This is a genomic window from Sphingobacterium sp. WOUb80 (genome assembly GCF_050058145.1).
In the GTDB taxonomy this organism is placed as follows: Bacteria; Bacteroidota; Bacteroidia; order Sphingobacteriales; family Sphingobacteriaceae; genus Sphingobacterium.
The window spans coordinates 3996426-4010230 of record NZ_CP165617.1; the positions used below are offsets into that span (position 1 = coordinate 3996426).

The 13805-nt window shown below is 39.0% G+C and carries 11 protein-coding genes; 5 read left to right on the forward strand and 6 right to left on the reverse strand.

Annotated features, from left to right (window positions below; translation table 11 throughout):
* The first annotated feature begins 52 nt into the window (after nucleotides 1-52).
* The gene (locus tag AB1Z56_RS16770) at nucleotides 53-1240 is read left to right on the forward strand and encodes an aspartate aminotransferase family protein (RefSeq protein ID WP_426789701.1); all 1188 of its coding nucleotides are present in this window, start codon (nucleotides 53-55) and stop codon (nucleotides 1238-1240) included.
* A gap of 34 nt (nucleotides 1241-1274) precedes the next feature.
* Complete coding sequence (locus AB1Z56_RS16775; RefSeq protein ID WP_313268420.1) at nucleotides 1275-2036, forward strand: SGNH/GDSL hydrolase family protein; 762 nt, start codon at nucleotides 1275-1277, stop codon at nucleotides 2034-2036.
* 75 nt (nucleotides 2037-2111) lie between these two features.
* On the opposite strand, the gene AB1Z56_RS16780 is transcribed toward AB1Z56_RS16775, so the two are convergent.
* Together AB1Z56_RS16780 and AB1Z56_RS16785 are read right to left on the reverse strand one after the other, a co-directional pair.
* Nucleotides 2112-3308 (reverse strand): MFS transporter, encoded by a 1197-nt coding sequence (locus AB1Z56_RS16780; RefSeq protein WP_309367107.1) that lies wholly within the window; start codon nucleotides 3306-3308, stop codon nucleotides 2112-2114.
* A gap of 62 nt (nucleotides 3309-3370) precedes the next feature.
* Complete coding sequence (locus tag AB1Z56_RS16785; protein ID WP_426789702.1) at nucleotides 3371-4558, reverse strand: class I SAM-dependent rRNA methyltransferase; 1188 nt, start codon at nucleotides 4556-4558, stop codon at nucleotides 3371-3373.
* Nucleotides 4559-4648: 90 nt separating this feature from the next.
* Here AB1Z56_RS16785 and AB1Z56_RS16790 point away from each other — a divergent pair, with 90 nt between their 5' ends.
* Entirely contained in the window at nucleotides 4649-5560 is a 912-nt protein-coding gene (locus AB1Z56_RS16790; protein WP_426789703.1) for a hypothetical protein, read from the forward strand.
* A 15-nt stretch (nucleotides 5561-5575) separates the two neighbouring features.
* Here the strand turns inward: AB1Z56_RS16790 and thrC are convergent, their stop codons facing one another.
* The 3 genes from thrC to thrA all read right to left on the reverse strand — a co-directional run bounded on the left by thrC (nucleotide 5576) and on the right by thrA (nucleotide 10511).
* A complete protein-coding gene (thrC, locus tag AB1Z56_RS16795) occupies nucleotides 5576-6883 on the reverse strand; it encodes a threonine synthase (protein ID WP_309367110.1) in 1308 nt (435 codons plus the stop codon).
* Between the two features lie 156 nt (nucleotides 6884-7039).
* The gene (locus AB1Z56_RS16800; protein ID WP_309367173.1) at nucleotides 7040-7978 is read right to left on the reverse strand and encodes a homoserine kinase; all 939 of its coding nucleotides are present in this window, start codon (nucleotides 7976-7978) and stop codon (nucleotides 7040-7042) included.
* An 85-nt stretch (nucleotides 7979-8063) separates the two neighbouring features.
* A complete protein-coding gene (gene thrA, locus AB1Z56_RS16805) occupies nucleotides 8064-10511 on the reverse strand; it encodes a bifunctional aspartate kinase/homoserine dehydrogenase I (RefSeq protein ID WP_426789704.1) in 2448 nt (815 codons plus the stop codon).
* A 535-nt stretch (nucleotides 10512-11046) separates the two neighbouring features.
* On the opposite strand from thrA, the gene AB1Z56_RS16810 reads away from it, so the two are divergent.
* Both AB1Z56_RS16810 and AB1Z56_RS16815 read left to right on the forward strand, forming a co-directional pair.
* A complete protein-coding gene (locus tag AB1Z56_RS16810; RefSeq protein ID WP_046671999.1) occupies nucleotides 11047-11628 on the forward strand; it encodes a C40 family peptidase in 582 nt (193 codons plus the stop codon).
* Nucleotides 11629-11735: 107 nt separating this feature from the next.
* Nucleotides 11736-12248 (forward strand): phosphoribosyltransferase family protein, encoded by a 513-nt coding sequence (locus tag AB1Z56_RS16815; RefSeq protein WP_309367112.1) that lies wholly within the window; start codon nucleotides 11736-11738, stop codon nucleotides 12246-12248.
* An 8-nt stretch (nucleotides 12249-12256) separates the two neighbouring features.
* Here the strand turns inward: AB1Z56_RS16815 and AB1Z56_RS16820 are convergent, their stop codons facing one another.
* The gene (locus tag AB1Z56_RS16820) at nucleotides 12257-13723 is read right to left on the reverse strand and encodes a LysM peptidoglycan-binding domain-containing protein (RefSeq protein WP_426789705.1); all 1467 of its coding nucleotides are present in this window, start codon (nucleotides 13721-13723) and stop codon (nucleotides 12257-12259) included.
* Nucleotides 13724-13805: the final 82 nt, after the last annotated feature.

The following is a 13805-nucleotide window of genomic DNA, read 5'->3' on the forward strand; positions in this document are numbered from 1 at the left end:
TAAAAAAGAAGTCTTGAAGACTTCTTTTTTATTTTCGGACATTTGTAAGATCATGTTAAGCAACAGAGAATTATTTTTAATGAATACCGCTCAAACGTCTAGCTCACCTAGATTAGTTGAAGTGGTCAAGGCGGAGGGGGTCTACCTCTACGGCCCCAATGGAGAAGAATACATGGACCTGGTCTCCGGTTTTAATGTCAGCAATATAGGCCATCGTCATCCGAAGGTTTTAGAAGCTATAAAATCACAATTGGACCAGTACTTACATGTCACCGTTTATGGTGAATTTGTGCAGGCTCCACAAGTACAATTTGCCACAGAATTATTAGCAGAACTTCCTACTAATTTTCAATCGGTCTACCTCACCAACAGTGGAACTGAAGCGGTAGAAGGATCCATGAAAATAGCAAAGAAATATACGGGTCGCAAACAGATTATCGCGGCGAAAAAAGCATACCACGGAAGTACCCAGGGTGCACTCAGTCTTATCGGAAACGACGAGTATCGTAAAGCGTATGCTCCACTCCTACCCGAAATAGATTTTATCCAGTTTAATGACCTGGAAGATCTAACAAAGATTACCGAACAAACTGCTGCTGTTATCCTTGAAGCTATTCAGGGGGAAGCTGGTGTTCGGGTACCTGATATCGATTATATGCAAGCCGTCAGAAAACGTTGTGATGAAACAGGTACTCTACTGATCTTTGATGAAATCCAAACTGGTTTTGGCCGCACGGGTCGTTTATTCGCTTTTGAGCATTTTGCTATCGTTCCGGATATTCTGATGCTTGCCAAAGGCATCGGTGGCGGTATGCCCTTGGGCGCATTTGTTGCAGCCAAAGAAGTGATGGACGTTATTAAGGATAATCCTATGCTTGGACACATCACGACTTTTGGGGGCCATCCTGTGAGTTGTGCAGCAGCACGGGCTTCACTAGCGGTCATCAAAGAAGAAAAACTGGTTGAACAAGTAGAACGAAAAGCACTTTTATTTAAAGAGAAGCTCAAGCACCCTGCAATCAAAGAAATCCGAGGATTGGGCCTTATGATGTGTCTACAGTTGGATTCTTTTGATCAAGTTTACAATGTCAGCAAGTACTGTGCAGAAAACGGTGTTATGATAGACTGGTATCTGCATTGTGAAACAGCACTGCGTGTGGCACCTCCATTGACGATTACAGACTCTGAAATCGAAAAAGCTTGTAACATCATTATAAAAGGTTTGGAAAAATATGCTTAAAGTATGTAACTTTAAACATAACAAAAACCTAATAATGAACACAAACCGCAGATCTTTTATCAAAAAAAGCATTATTGGCACTGGTCTATTGACTGGCGCCAATTTACTGGGAAACGATGTATTCGCGCACGAATCAGCAGCTAATTCCTCAAAAATCAGTTTAAATAACGACGACATTATTTTATTTCAGGGCGATTCCATTACAGATGTAGGCCGTGATAGAAATAACAAAAATGCCAATGACACCGCAGCACTGGGGCATGGTTATGCTTTATTGGCGGCCAGTCAACTTTTAAATAAATATCCGGCAAAGAAACTAAAGGTATATAATACAGGTATTAGTGGAAATCGTGTACCCGATCTTCAAAAGCGTTGGTCGGAAGACACTTTAGCTATTAAACCAACTGTATTAAGCATCTTGATCGGTGTAAACGATTTCTGGCGAACAATCGACCGGGGAGCGCAAACGACCGTTGAGGAATATAAATCCCAATACCAACAGTTACTACAGGAAACACTTCAAAAGCTTCCAAATGTCAAACTAATCATTGGGGAACCTTTTGCAGTAAAGGGTGTAGGTCACATTACTGAAGCTTGGTATCCAAAATTCTTGGCTTACCAAGAATCCGCTCGTGAGATCGCCAAAGAATTTGGAGCAATTCTAATCCCTTATCAAAAAGTATTTGACAATGCCCAAAAGAACGCCTCTGGTGCCTATTGGGCTGCGGACGGCGTACATCCGACACTCGCTGGGGCACAAATGATGGCATCCGCATGGATGGACTGTATCAAATAGTAGAGATAACAAGAAGAAAAAGAGCGGATATTTTGACCATCCGCTCTTTCGTTAATATGTGCCTGTATGTCAAATCTAAATTTCTTTGTAAGATGTTTTTTGTAGATTGGGAAGAAAATATGCCACAATACCAATCAATGGCAGATAGGAACATAGGTGATAAATAAACTCAATGGAAGTATGATCTGCCTGCCAGCCAAGTACAGCAGAGCCAATCCCTCCCATTCCAAACGCAAAACCGTAAAATAAGCCTGATACCATACCTAACTTTTTAGGTAACAGTTCTTGTGCGTAAACGATAATTGCCGGAAAGGCCGAAGATAATATTAAACCGATCACTACAATTAATACACCCGTCATCGTAAGTCCTACATAGGGTAATGCCAATGCAAATGGTGCAACGCCCAAGACCGAGAACCAGATGACATATTTGCGGCCAAATCGATCCCCAAATGCCCCTCCCAACAAAGTTCCAACAGCAACTGCAATAAGAAAATAAAAGAGATAAACCTGAGCTTCTACTTCATTAATCCCAAATTTTTTGATTGTATAAAACTGAAAATAGTTTGTGATACTTGCTATATAGAAGTATTTCGACACGATCAATAATAAGAGGATAATAACAGTCATAACAATCCGACTATTGGATAAATCGGGGACTCGTATCGTTCGCTTCATTGATCTTGCTGTACTTTGAAGTCTCTTTTTATACCAGGTGCCAATATAATAAGATATAAATTGACCGAGAATCGTGAATAAACACATCCAAGCGATTGCTTGCTGGCCTCTCGGCAAAACTAAGAAAGCGACAATGATGGGCGCCATAGCGGTACCCGCATTTCCACCGATCTGAAAAATAGACTGCGCCATACTTCTCCGTCCACCCGATGCCATATAGGCAACGCGCGAAGATTCGGGATGAAAGATTGAAGATCCAATCCCTACCAGAAATACAGAAAATAAGATCCATTCGTAGCTATGTGCTTTCGAAAACAAAAGCATACCAAGGAGTGAAAAAGACATCCCTATAATCTGCGAATATGGCACAGGATGTTTGTCTGTAAATGAGCCTACAACAGGCTGGAATATTGAAGCGGCTATCTGATAAACCATTGTAATCATCCCCACTTGAGAAAAGCTCAAATGATGCTCTTCTTTGAGTAAAGGATAGGTTGCTGGTATCACTCCCTGAATCATGTCATTCAACAGATGCACCATGCTCACGGCAAACAAAATCGAAAAAATAGGTCTACTCGCTTTCTCTTGGATCATAACGTCATTCAAAAATTAAAAAGGTTGATTTTCACAAACCAACCCAAACTATCTTCATATATCTATACTACACGTACCAATAATCCCTTCAGATACTCGCCTTCGGGAAATGATGCCCGCACAGGATGATCTTCAGGTTGATGAAATTGTCTGATAAACTGAATTTCCTTACCGGCATCCAATGCTGCCCAAGCGAGTACCTGTTTAAAGGTATCCATATCCATCGCACCTGAGCAAGAAAAAGTCGCTAATAACCCACCACTGTTTAGCAGCATCAACCCACGACGGTTCAAGTCTTTATAAGCCCGTGATGCTCTCTCCAAAGCAGATCGGGAAGGCGCATATTTTGGGGGGTCCAAAACGATCAGATCAAATTTCTCACCCTCATCGATGAATTTCCGCAATTGTTTATTTACATCAGACAATATTGCTTTGTGCCGCTCCGGTTCAAAACCGTTTTCAGTAATATTCTTTTCCAGTGTTTCAATAGCCAGAGCCGAACTATCAACGGATACCACTTCTGATGCTCCATTTTTCAAGCTATTTAACGTAAAGCCTCCAGAATAGCAAAAACAGTCTAGGACTCGTTTATTTGAAACGTAATTGGCTGTCAGCTGGCGGTTTTCACGTTGGTCGCAATAGAATCCGGATTTTTGTCCATCAATAATGTTAACCTTATAATGAATACCATTTTCGATAACATCGACAAACTCAGACGGAAGCTCGCCATGCAAAAGACCATTTGTATCGGGAAGCCCCTCATGTTCGCGCGATTTCAGGTCGCTCCGCTCGTAGATTCCTTTAGGTTGCAATAAAGCATTCAGTTCATCGATAATAATTGATTTGACTTTTTCAACTCCTACGGAGTGAACTTGAATGGAAATAAAATCAGCATATTTATCTGCAATCAGTCCTGGAAGGAAATCTGCTTCTGCAAAAATCATACGTACAGTATTCGTAACGCCGTCTTGTAGCAGATGCTGTCTAGCAGCTACTGCCTTTTGAATACGGGCACGCCACCAATCTGCATCAATCTGTGTTTGAGGATTCCATTCCAATAGACGAATGGCTACACGTGAGCTATTGTGAAATAGACCATAGGCGATAAATTCACGTTCAGCATTGTAAACGCCAACAACTTCGCCATCTTCAATTTTATCGGACAATGATTTAATTGCTCCAGAAAATACCCAAGGATGCAATTGCCAGGCAGCTTTATCCTTACCCTTATTCAAATAAACTGATTTCATTGTTGCAAAATTAACTTATTAATTGCAAAACCATGCTTCTTAATTTGTCATAAAAAACAAAAGAAACAATTATTCTCGTATATTTACAAAATGAATTTAAAACACTTATTTTTAACCACAACAATTATTACCCTATTATTTTCGTGTAAAAAATCAGATCATGAACTCAAAATTAAAAATGAGGAAGATCTCGAGCTTGTTAATTCATCTACATTTGACAAAATAGAGATGAAAGTCAGCCAAGAAATTAAAGCTGAGCCTTATTTTCTGGTTGGTTACGGATATGATGCAAAAGAAAACCTACTTTTTGTCAACAAGGGGCTACGCGCGAAAATCCTTGATACCGAAAAACTAAAACAATCTTCCTATATCTTCAGAACAACAGGCTCTACAGGCGGAGGAACATTTATCGAAGATATTAGTAAGGAAAGACTATTGAGAAATCTGAGATTAAAATTTGATTTTGACGGGGAGCAACTCACTACAACTGAATCAGATGCATTGGCACGCATTCCCTCAGACCAGACAGTGCAACTAACAAACTATTATTCTGAAAGATTTCAATACAGTGCTATTTTCTCTGCAGCGGAAGAGTCGAAATTTCAAAATCAAAACTTCATTGATTTTGTTCAAAACAACAGCCCTGAACTTATTATAAAAAAGTACGGGACACATGTTATTTTGAGTTGTTCAAAGGGAGCATCCGTAAATCTCATAAAATATTTAGACAAAAAAACTGTACTTGAAGACAAAGTCATTAAAGATTGGAAAATTCTAGCTTTTGTTTCAGGTGCTGATCTTAGATTATTTGATATGCATCCGATAAAAAATAACATTGATGTCAGCGCATGGTTAAACACATTAACCGAAGAGAATGGAGATTTCGTCAGTTTTGACAGATATACCCCCTTACCGATCTATGATTTAATCTCGAATAAAGACAAAAAAATTGAATTAAAGAATTACATTGATGCCTATCTTGGTATAAAAAAGGGCTCCTAAAGGAGCCCTCGGCGTTTAGTTATGGTTGATTAAATATTTTTTGAACGCTTCAAAATCCACTTTCAAAGGTTCCGCTAATTTTTCTTTTCCTTGCAATGTTTCTGCACCGACAGGCAACACTATTTTTCCGAATACATCTGCAGCTATTGCATCAGGGAATTTGCAGGGATGTGCTGTGGATAAGAACACCGACGCATACTGGCCAGGATTTTCTTTCGCATAAGATCGGGCACCAAGCCATGCGATTGCCGTATGGGGACAGCCGATATACCCGAATTCTTCAAACAGTTCTTGCATTCCTTCTTTTGTTTCTTCATCTGTAAAAGTATAGGAAGAGAGCATATTTTTTAATTTGGCCATTTGACCACCAAAGAGATCCTGGATACGTACCCAGTTACTCGGATTCCCAACATCCATGGCATTGCTTAATGTCTGAATTGAAGGCAATGGCTCATATTTACCAGAAGAAAGGAATCTGGGCACGGTATCATTGACGTTTGTTGCAGCGACAAAATGCTTTACAGGAAGTCCCATTTTATAAGCCAATAGACCTGCTCCAATATTACCAAAATTACCACTAGGCACCGTAAACACGACTTCATTAATTCCCTGTGATTTCAATTGTGCATACGCATAAAAATAATAGAATGTCTGTGGGATCAGCCGTGCTATATTGATTGAATTGGCGGAGGTCAAACGCAACACGGCATTGAGTTCGGCATCACTAAAAGCCTGTTTTACTAATGCCTGGCAATCGTCAAACGTTCCCTCTACTTCAATCGCCCTTATATTCTGACCATTTGTAGTTAGCTGTAATTCCTGCACATCAGAGACTTTACCTTTGGGGTATAAGATCGTTACGCGAGTCCCCTCTACACCAAGGAAGCCTAAAGCTACAGCACCACCGGTATCGCCGGATGTCGCGACAAGAACATCCAGTAATTTATCATCCGTCTTTGAAAAATAGCCCATGACCCTACTCATAAACCGAGCTCCAAAATCCTTAAAGGCGTAAGACGGTCCATGAAATAGTTCAAGTACAGCTGTGCTGTCGGTCAAGAATTTTACTGGAGCATCAAAGTTAATGGCAGCGTTCACGATCTGCTTTAAATCTTCTTTGGGGATATCATTTCCCAATAGAGTATTGGCGACTTCGAATGCAATCTCTTGCAAGGAATACTGTTGAATATTTTTAATGAATAGCGGATCCAATTGAGGGATCATTTCTGGCATATACAATCCTTTATCTGCAGGAAGAGAATTGAAGACCGCATCTTTAAAAGAAACTTCTAATGTTTTATTATTTGTGCTATAAAATTTCATATGCTAATAATCTGTTTTTTAAAGGTCATATGGAATATCCAGGTATCTTCATTCGTACTTGTGTTTTTAGAACATGAATATTTCACTTTGTTATCTTCTATGAGGTAAGTATCAATTTAACCTCAGAGTTATAGACCTCGATTCTATAAATAATTTTTAATCCAATATTCTAGGGCCCTCCACATTGACTCGGGAAACATATCCAAAGCTTTCAATCTCATTTTCTTTGAGATGAGCTTGAATTTTGTCTGCAATATCCTTCGCAATTTTTTCGTCCCGTGTTATTGCTACGACAGAAGGTCCTGAGCCAGAGATACCGAAACTCAATGCCCCGTTTTTCAAAGCAATTTCTTTCATCTCATAAAACTGGGGGATTAAAATTGCACGGGTAGGTTCGATAAGAATATCTTTCATACTTCTTGCAATGAGGCCGTAGTCTTCTTTGAATAAAGCAGCTACTAACCCGGCTATATTACCCCATTGGGTCACAGCATCTTTTAATAAGACTTTATCTTTTATAAGCTGTCTCGCATCGCGTGTCGGTACATCCACCTGGGGGAAAACAACTGCTGCAACAAGTTCTTTTGGTGAAGGAATGGAGATAACATCTAGGGGTTCATTTCCCCGGATCAATGTTATGCCGCCATAGAGCGCTGGAGCAACGTTATCAGCGTGTCCTGTTCCACAGGCCAAACGCTCACCTTCCACACAGAATGGCAACAATTCTTCTTTAGTCAACGGATTGCCAAGCATGGTATTTATGGCAAAAAGCCCTGCGACGGTACTTGCCGCACTGGATCCCAATCCAGAACCAATAGGCATATGTTTATGCAACTCAATTTCGACCCCTACCTTTGAAGATATATTCAATGCCTGTAGTAGATATTGAACACAGGCGGAAACAGTATTCTTGCCAGGATCCAGCGGTAGTCTTCCATCGTCACCTGTAATTGTCCGGATTGTAACTCCGGGCTGTTGCGTTCGCCGCATAATCACTTCATCGCCGGGTTCTTCAACAGCAAATCCCAATATATCAAAACCACAAATCATATTTGCGACAGTTGCAGGTGCAAAGACACGAACTTCCGACAGCATGCTGTCTAAATTGATTACTTTACCCTTCAGATATTCTACATTTAAATTATTGGCCATCACGTAATAATTATTTTCCCTTGTTCTTTTATGCTCCAACATTTACCAAATCTGCAAATACACCTGCGGCCGTCACCTCAGCCCCTGCTCCAGGCCCCTTCACTACAAGAGGACGTTCTTTATAGCGTTCTGTAGTAAATGATATAATATTATCGCTACCTGATAATGCATAAAAAGGGTGGTTTTCATCAACAAACTGAATTGAAATAGAAACCTTTCCACTTTCCAGCTTTCCGATGTAACGGATTACTTTATTTTCATCGGCAGCTTTCTTCTTCATTTCTTCGAAATATCCATTTTCCCTTTGCAGTTCTGTATAAAAAGAATCGACTGTATCCGCTTTCAAACAAGCTGGAGGTAAAATTGCACCAAGGTCCACATCTTCTGCTTCAATAGCATATCCTGCATCTCTTGCTAAGATTAGCATTTTACGCATAAAATCTATACCACCTAAATCATCCCTTGGATCTGGTTCGGTATATCCCAGTTCTTGCGCTTGTTTTACCACATTATAGAAGGAAGCATCCGCTTTAAAATTGTTAAAAATATACGATATTGTTCCGGAGAGAATCGCTTCAATCTTCACTATACGGTCACCACTCAACATCAAATCTTTAAGAACTCTGACAATAGGTAACCCTGCCCCTACATTGGTTTCATAAAAGAAATCTACACCATGTTTATGCGCAGTATCCCGGAGGTTTTTGTATTGTTCATATTTGCCTGAATTGGCAATTTTATTACAAGTGACAATCGAAATATTGGATTTAAAAATATCTTCGTAGTAGGTTGCTGGAAGTTTACTAGCCGTATTATCAATAAATACACAGTTTGGTAAATTCAGCGTTTTCATCCGCTCAACAAATAATGCTAAGTCTGATTCGGTTCCATTCTTAGCAAGCTCATCGGACCAATTGCTTAAGTCGACACCTTCGGTATTAAAAAGCATCTTACGGCTATTTGAAATTCCGACAACCTTAATTTCAATATCATTCTTATCCAGTAGGAAATCGTGTTGATTTTCCAATTGTTTAAATAGCGTTGCACCGATATTACCTGTACCGATATTAAATACATGCAGCGTTTTCTTTAATTCCGCAAAAAAAGCGTCGTGCACAGCGTTGAGCGCCTTAGCCAAATCACCTTTACCAATAATAACAGATATATTGTATTCAGATGATCCTTGAGCAATAGCACGAACATTGATCCCATTACGGCCCAAAGCGGCAAATAACCGCCCAGACATACCTGGTGTTCTTTTCATATTTTCACCCACAATGGCCAAAACAGATAGATTATCTTCGATCGCCGGAACGACCAGTTTATTAGCTTGAATTTCCAGTTCAAATTCAACTTCGATCAATTGTATAGCGCGTTTGGCTTCCGATGGATTGACGGCAAATGTGATACTATGTTCTGAAGAAGACTGTGTGATCAATACAACATTGATCTGTTCTCTAGCCAAGAGTGTAAAAAGACGTCCACTAAAGCCCGATTTACCAATCATACCTGATCCACTCAGGTTAATTACCGAAATATCTGATATTGAAGAAATTCCTTTTATTGGTAGCGCAGTTTTTCCACTATCAAACTGAATCACTGTCCCGGAGAAATCAGGTTCAAAGGTATTACGAATAACAATCGGTATTTTCTTTAAAAAGGCCGGAATCATTGTCGGCGGGTAAATCACCTTCGCACCAAAATATGATAGTTCCATGGCCTCTGTATAAGATAATACAGGTAGCGAAAAAGCTTTCTTCACAATCCGCGGATCAGCAGTTAGCATGCCATTTACATCGGTCCAAATTTCGATCGCTGTCGCATCCAGTATTGATCCGAAAATAGCTGCGGTATAATCCGAGCCCCCTCGTCCTAATGTTGTGATACGGCCATTTTCATTACTACCAATGAAACCAGTGACAAACAGAAGTTTATCGCCATGCGTGATGTACAGCGATTTCACCAATTGTTCGGTTAGCGTTTCATTTAAATGAGCATTACCAAAATTTGAATCAGTTTTCACGTAATGAGAGGCTTCTACAAATAGAGACTCAGGAATATATTGCTCCATGACCTTGGATACCATGTAATTCGAACAACGTTCTCCATAACTAAGGATCAAATCCTTACTCTGATTACTTAGTTCCTTTAGTGCAAAAATTCCCTGGAGAAGGTCCTCTATTTCATTAAAAAATAGTTTCAGCTTTGTAAATACAGGATTTTGGTATTTCACAGCCAGAAGCTCTTTCACAACCGTAAAATGCTTATCCTCTAAGGACTTTAGGCCATCGGAAAAGGACTTTCCTTCCGCTGCGTCCTCAGCCAACTGAGTAAGCAAGTTTGTTACACCTGACATGGCTGACAATACAACTAATGGCTTTTCCTTTGCATCATAAGATTTTTTAACAATGCTCAGGACCGCCTTGAGACTTTCTACCGTTCCAACCGATGTTCCTCCAAATTTTAAAACTTTCATACTGTTTTATACTGTTTGTTTAGATTGATGATTTTTGTGATAAAAAAGAAGCGCTTTCCTTTGTTGAGGAAAGCGCTTCTAAATATTGTGTCTACAATTATATACAACGAAACTACTTCCTCCTAAGTTTTATCCCGGTGGTAATAATAATCGATGTAATAATTGTATTTGTGTTCATTGCTTTTGCTTATGTTTTGTAAATATAGAACAAATATTATCACTTTACCAAAGAAAATTAATATTTTTTTTAAGATTCACAACAGGAACCCCAATAAAGTGGCATTCTATCATAATAGCATTGTTTTTATATGTAGCAAAGGATCTACTTTATGTAGTCAATGATTGACAGTACTATTAATTCACAATATGCCCAAAACAGCCTTACCAAGATGTTAAAATTGTTAAAATTTCGTTAAATAGCTTAAAATAAATTTGACCTTAAACTGATATTGTATTATATTCGCAACAGTGCTGTCCAAAATAGATGACAGTGTTGAATTTTTAAAAGTTAAATGTTGTACAAAAAAGCGATTTAATGAAAACAAAGAAATTTATAGCGTCAATGCTATTTATCGGCTTATGTCTAGTGTCGCAGGCACAAACCAACAGAAACTCCAAACCAGAATCAGATCCTGATAACCTAGCGAAAGAATACTTTTCACAAATCATGGGAGTTGCAGTCTCAGCAACAACAAATACCAAACTCTATCAATTTGTTTACGAATGGCTAGGTACTCCATACCGTTTAGGGGGAGATTCAAAAAGAGGCATTGATTGTTCTAAATTTTCTTATGAATTATACGATAAAGTGTTTAACACTTCATTAGGTTATAATAGCAGAAATCAGTATTCTCAAGTCAAAACTGTCGAAAAGAATGAACTTAAAGCAGGCGATTTGGTATTTTTCAAAATTAGAAGTAAAAGTATCACCCATGTGGGTGTTTATATCGGGGACAATAAATTTGCACATGCATCTTCAAGCAAAGGCGTCATGATCAGCAACTTAGATGAACCTTACTGGCGACGTTATTATTACAATGGAGGTCGTTTACCAGAAGATAATAGATCGCTTACTGCGGAAATATTAAAAGCAGAAAAAGATAACAAATTGAATTAATAAAAATTGATTTGATCTCGGAAAAGTCCAAAGCGTTTAACTCGTTTTGGACTTTTTTTATACAATATAATATCCTATTTTTACTCTATAATCATTGGAATACTATTATGTCTTCAAAGAAAACGCTCATCTTAAATAAAGAACAAATAAAACAAAAATCTATTCGAATTGCCTATCAAATTTTGGAAGACAATTTTGAAGATGAAACACTCGTATTAGTAGGTATTGCTGACCGGGGTTATGTATTTGCAAAACGTCTACAAGCAATCTTGCAGGACATTTCAAACAAGGAAATCCTGTTGATTAAGGTCACTATGAAAAAAACCAGTAGATCGTTAAGTGCAAGCACAGACTTGCCTGTTGATATCGCAAAAGATAAGACGATTATCCTCGTTGATGATGTACTGAATAGCGGCAGAGCATTAGCTTATGGATTAGGGGTATTCCTGAATGTTCCGCTTAAGAAAATGAGAACGGCTGTATTAATTGACAGAAGCCACCATAAGTTTCCAATATTTAGTGACTACTATGGCACGAAGCTTTCCACGATATTAAGAGAACATGTTACTGTTACTCTTGAAGAATTTGACAAAGAAGAAGATGCAGCATGGTTAATTTAACCATGCTGTTATTTTTTTGAGACTTTCAATTTCATCCCCGGTTTTATCCGGTTTCCACTTAAATCGTTTTCATTTTTAAGCCGACCGACCGACGTACCATTTTTCTCTGCAATATCAGATAATGTATCGCCTTTCTTCACAACATAATACGCTGTACGCGTAGCATTAGAGGCACGTTGTTGGCTCTTCTTTGAAGATCTTTCTGTGTTACGAGCTAATTTAGCATTTACGAAATCATCCTCCTTTTTTATCAGTAGATTTTGCCCAGGGACAATCTGATTGCCACGCAGATTATTCCAGGATTTTATATCCTGTACGGTTACCTCAAACTTATCAGCGATGGAAGCAAATGTCTCCCCAACTTTAACCTTATATCTGCCATTTCGAAGGGACTCTCCTAAATTTTCAGTCTGACTGATATCTGCCGAAGGTACTGGCGTATTAAGAGCGGCATACAATTCCTCTGTGGCTATCTTTTTATCTACTACAGGTAAAACTAGTCGTAATGGAGAGTCTTCAGTACCGTTTAATACATTCTTTTTAAAACTAGGGTTCAATGCGCGTAATGTCTCTTTCGACACATGCAAAGCATCCGCTATTTGATTCAGTGAAATCCGTTTATTGATATCTAATGCCTGCGTCCGCAATGAAAGTTCGGTATCCGCCGCATTAATATCATTTTCATCCGCATATCTCATCGCATATGTCATTGCAATAAATTTAGGGATATAGTTTTGCGTCTGTTGCGTCAGATATGGAGCGATATCCCAAAAGGTAGCCTTATCCTTGCCCGAGCGTTGAATCGCACGGCTAACAGCGCCTTTACCACCATTATAGGATGCTATCGCTAATAACCAATCACCATACTCATCGTAAGCTTCTTTCAAGATCTTTGCGATCGCATAACTTGAAGCAATCGGATCCATACGTTGGTCAGTATAACTGTCTACAGTAAGATGATAGGTTTTGGCCTCATAGTACATCAATTGCCATAAGCCTGTTGCTCCGGCGCTAGAGATATCACGTGGATTTAAAGATGATTCAACGACACTTAAATATTTAAGTTCGCGTGGCACGCCGACTTCATCCATGATTTTATCAAACAATGGGAAATAGTATTGTCCTAGTCCCATCATCCTACACATATAAGGATTATAATTATCCGACGTATATTTAGCAACCAGATCTTTCACTCGTGGCGAGTATTCCAATGGAACCTCACGTTCTATTGCCTTTAATTTCCGTACGAGCTGTATATCTTCATCTGTAATTTCGCCATCATGCTGTCGGTTATTTCCGGAAGATTTTATACTGTCTAGGTACTGGTAAATCTCTTGTTTTTCTTTTTCGATGCTTTTTTGAAAGAAGGTATGGGCGGCTTCTTTCATGCCTTCTACAGCGCTTTCTTGGGCCATGAGTGGCAGCACATAGCATACCCCTCCTAGTATTGAAATTAACGTCTGTTTTCCGATCATAAATTTACTGTTAAATCCGAGTTTGATTCATCTGCTGAAAAATCAACAATAATCTAAACGCTTAGAAATGGATTTTAGTATA

Coding starts and splice junctions, on each gene's coding strand:
- AB1Z56_RS16810 (WP_046671999.1), top strand. CDS start 11,047: ATGAAAACAAAGAAATTTATAGCGTCAATGCTATTTATCGGCTTATGT.
- AB1Z56_RS16820 (WP_426789705.1), bottom strand. CDS start 13,723: ATGATCGGAAAACAGACGTTAATTTCAATACTAGGAGGGGTATGCTAT.
- thrA (WP_426789704.1), bottom strand. CDS start 10,511: ATGAAAGTTTTAAAATTTGGAGGAACATCGGTTGGAACGGTAGAAAGT.
- AB1Z56_RS16785 (WP_426789702.1), bottom strand. CDS start 4,558: ATGAAATCAGTTTATTTGAATAAGGGTAAGGATAAAGCTGCCTGGCAA.
- AB1Z56_RS16815 (WP_309367112.1), top strand. CDS start 11,736: ATGTCTTCAAAGAAAACGCTCATCTTAAATAAAGAACAAATAAAACAA.
- thrC (WP_309367110.1), bottom strand. CDS start 6,883: ATGAAATTTTATAGCACAAATAATAAAACATTAGAAGTTTCTTTTAAA.
- AB1Z56_RS16800 (WP_309367173.1), bottom strand. CDS start 7,978: ATGCTGTCGGAAGTTCGTGTCTTTGCACCTGCAACTGTCGCAAATATG.
- AB1Z56_RS16790 (WP_426789703.1), top strand. CDS start 4,649: ATGAATTTAAAACACTTATTTTTAACCACAACAATTATTACCCTATTA.
- AB1Z56_RS16775 (WP_313268420.1), top strand. CDS start 1,275: ATGAACACAAACCGCAGATCTTTTATCAAAAAAAGCATTATTGGCACT.
- AB1Z56_RS16770 (WP_426789701.1), top strand. CDS start 53: ATGTTAAGCAACAGAGAATTATTTTTAATGAATACCGCTCAAACGTCT.
- AB1Z56_RS16780 (WP_309367107.1), bottom strand. CDS start 3,308: ATGATCCAAGAGAAAGCGAGTAGACCTATTTTTTCGATTTTGTTTGCC.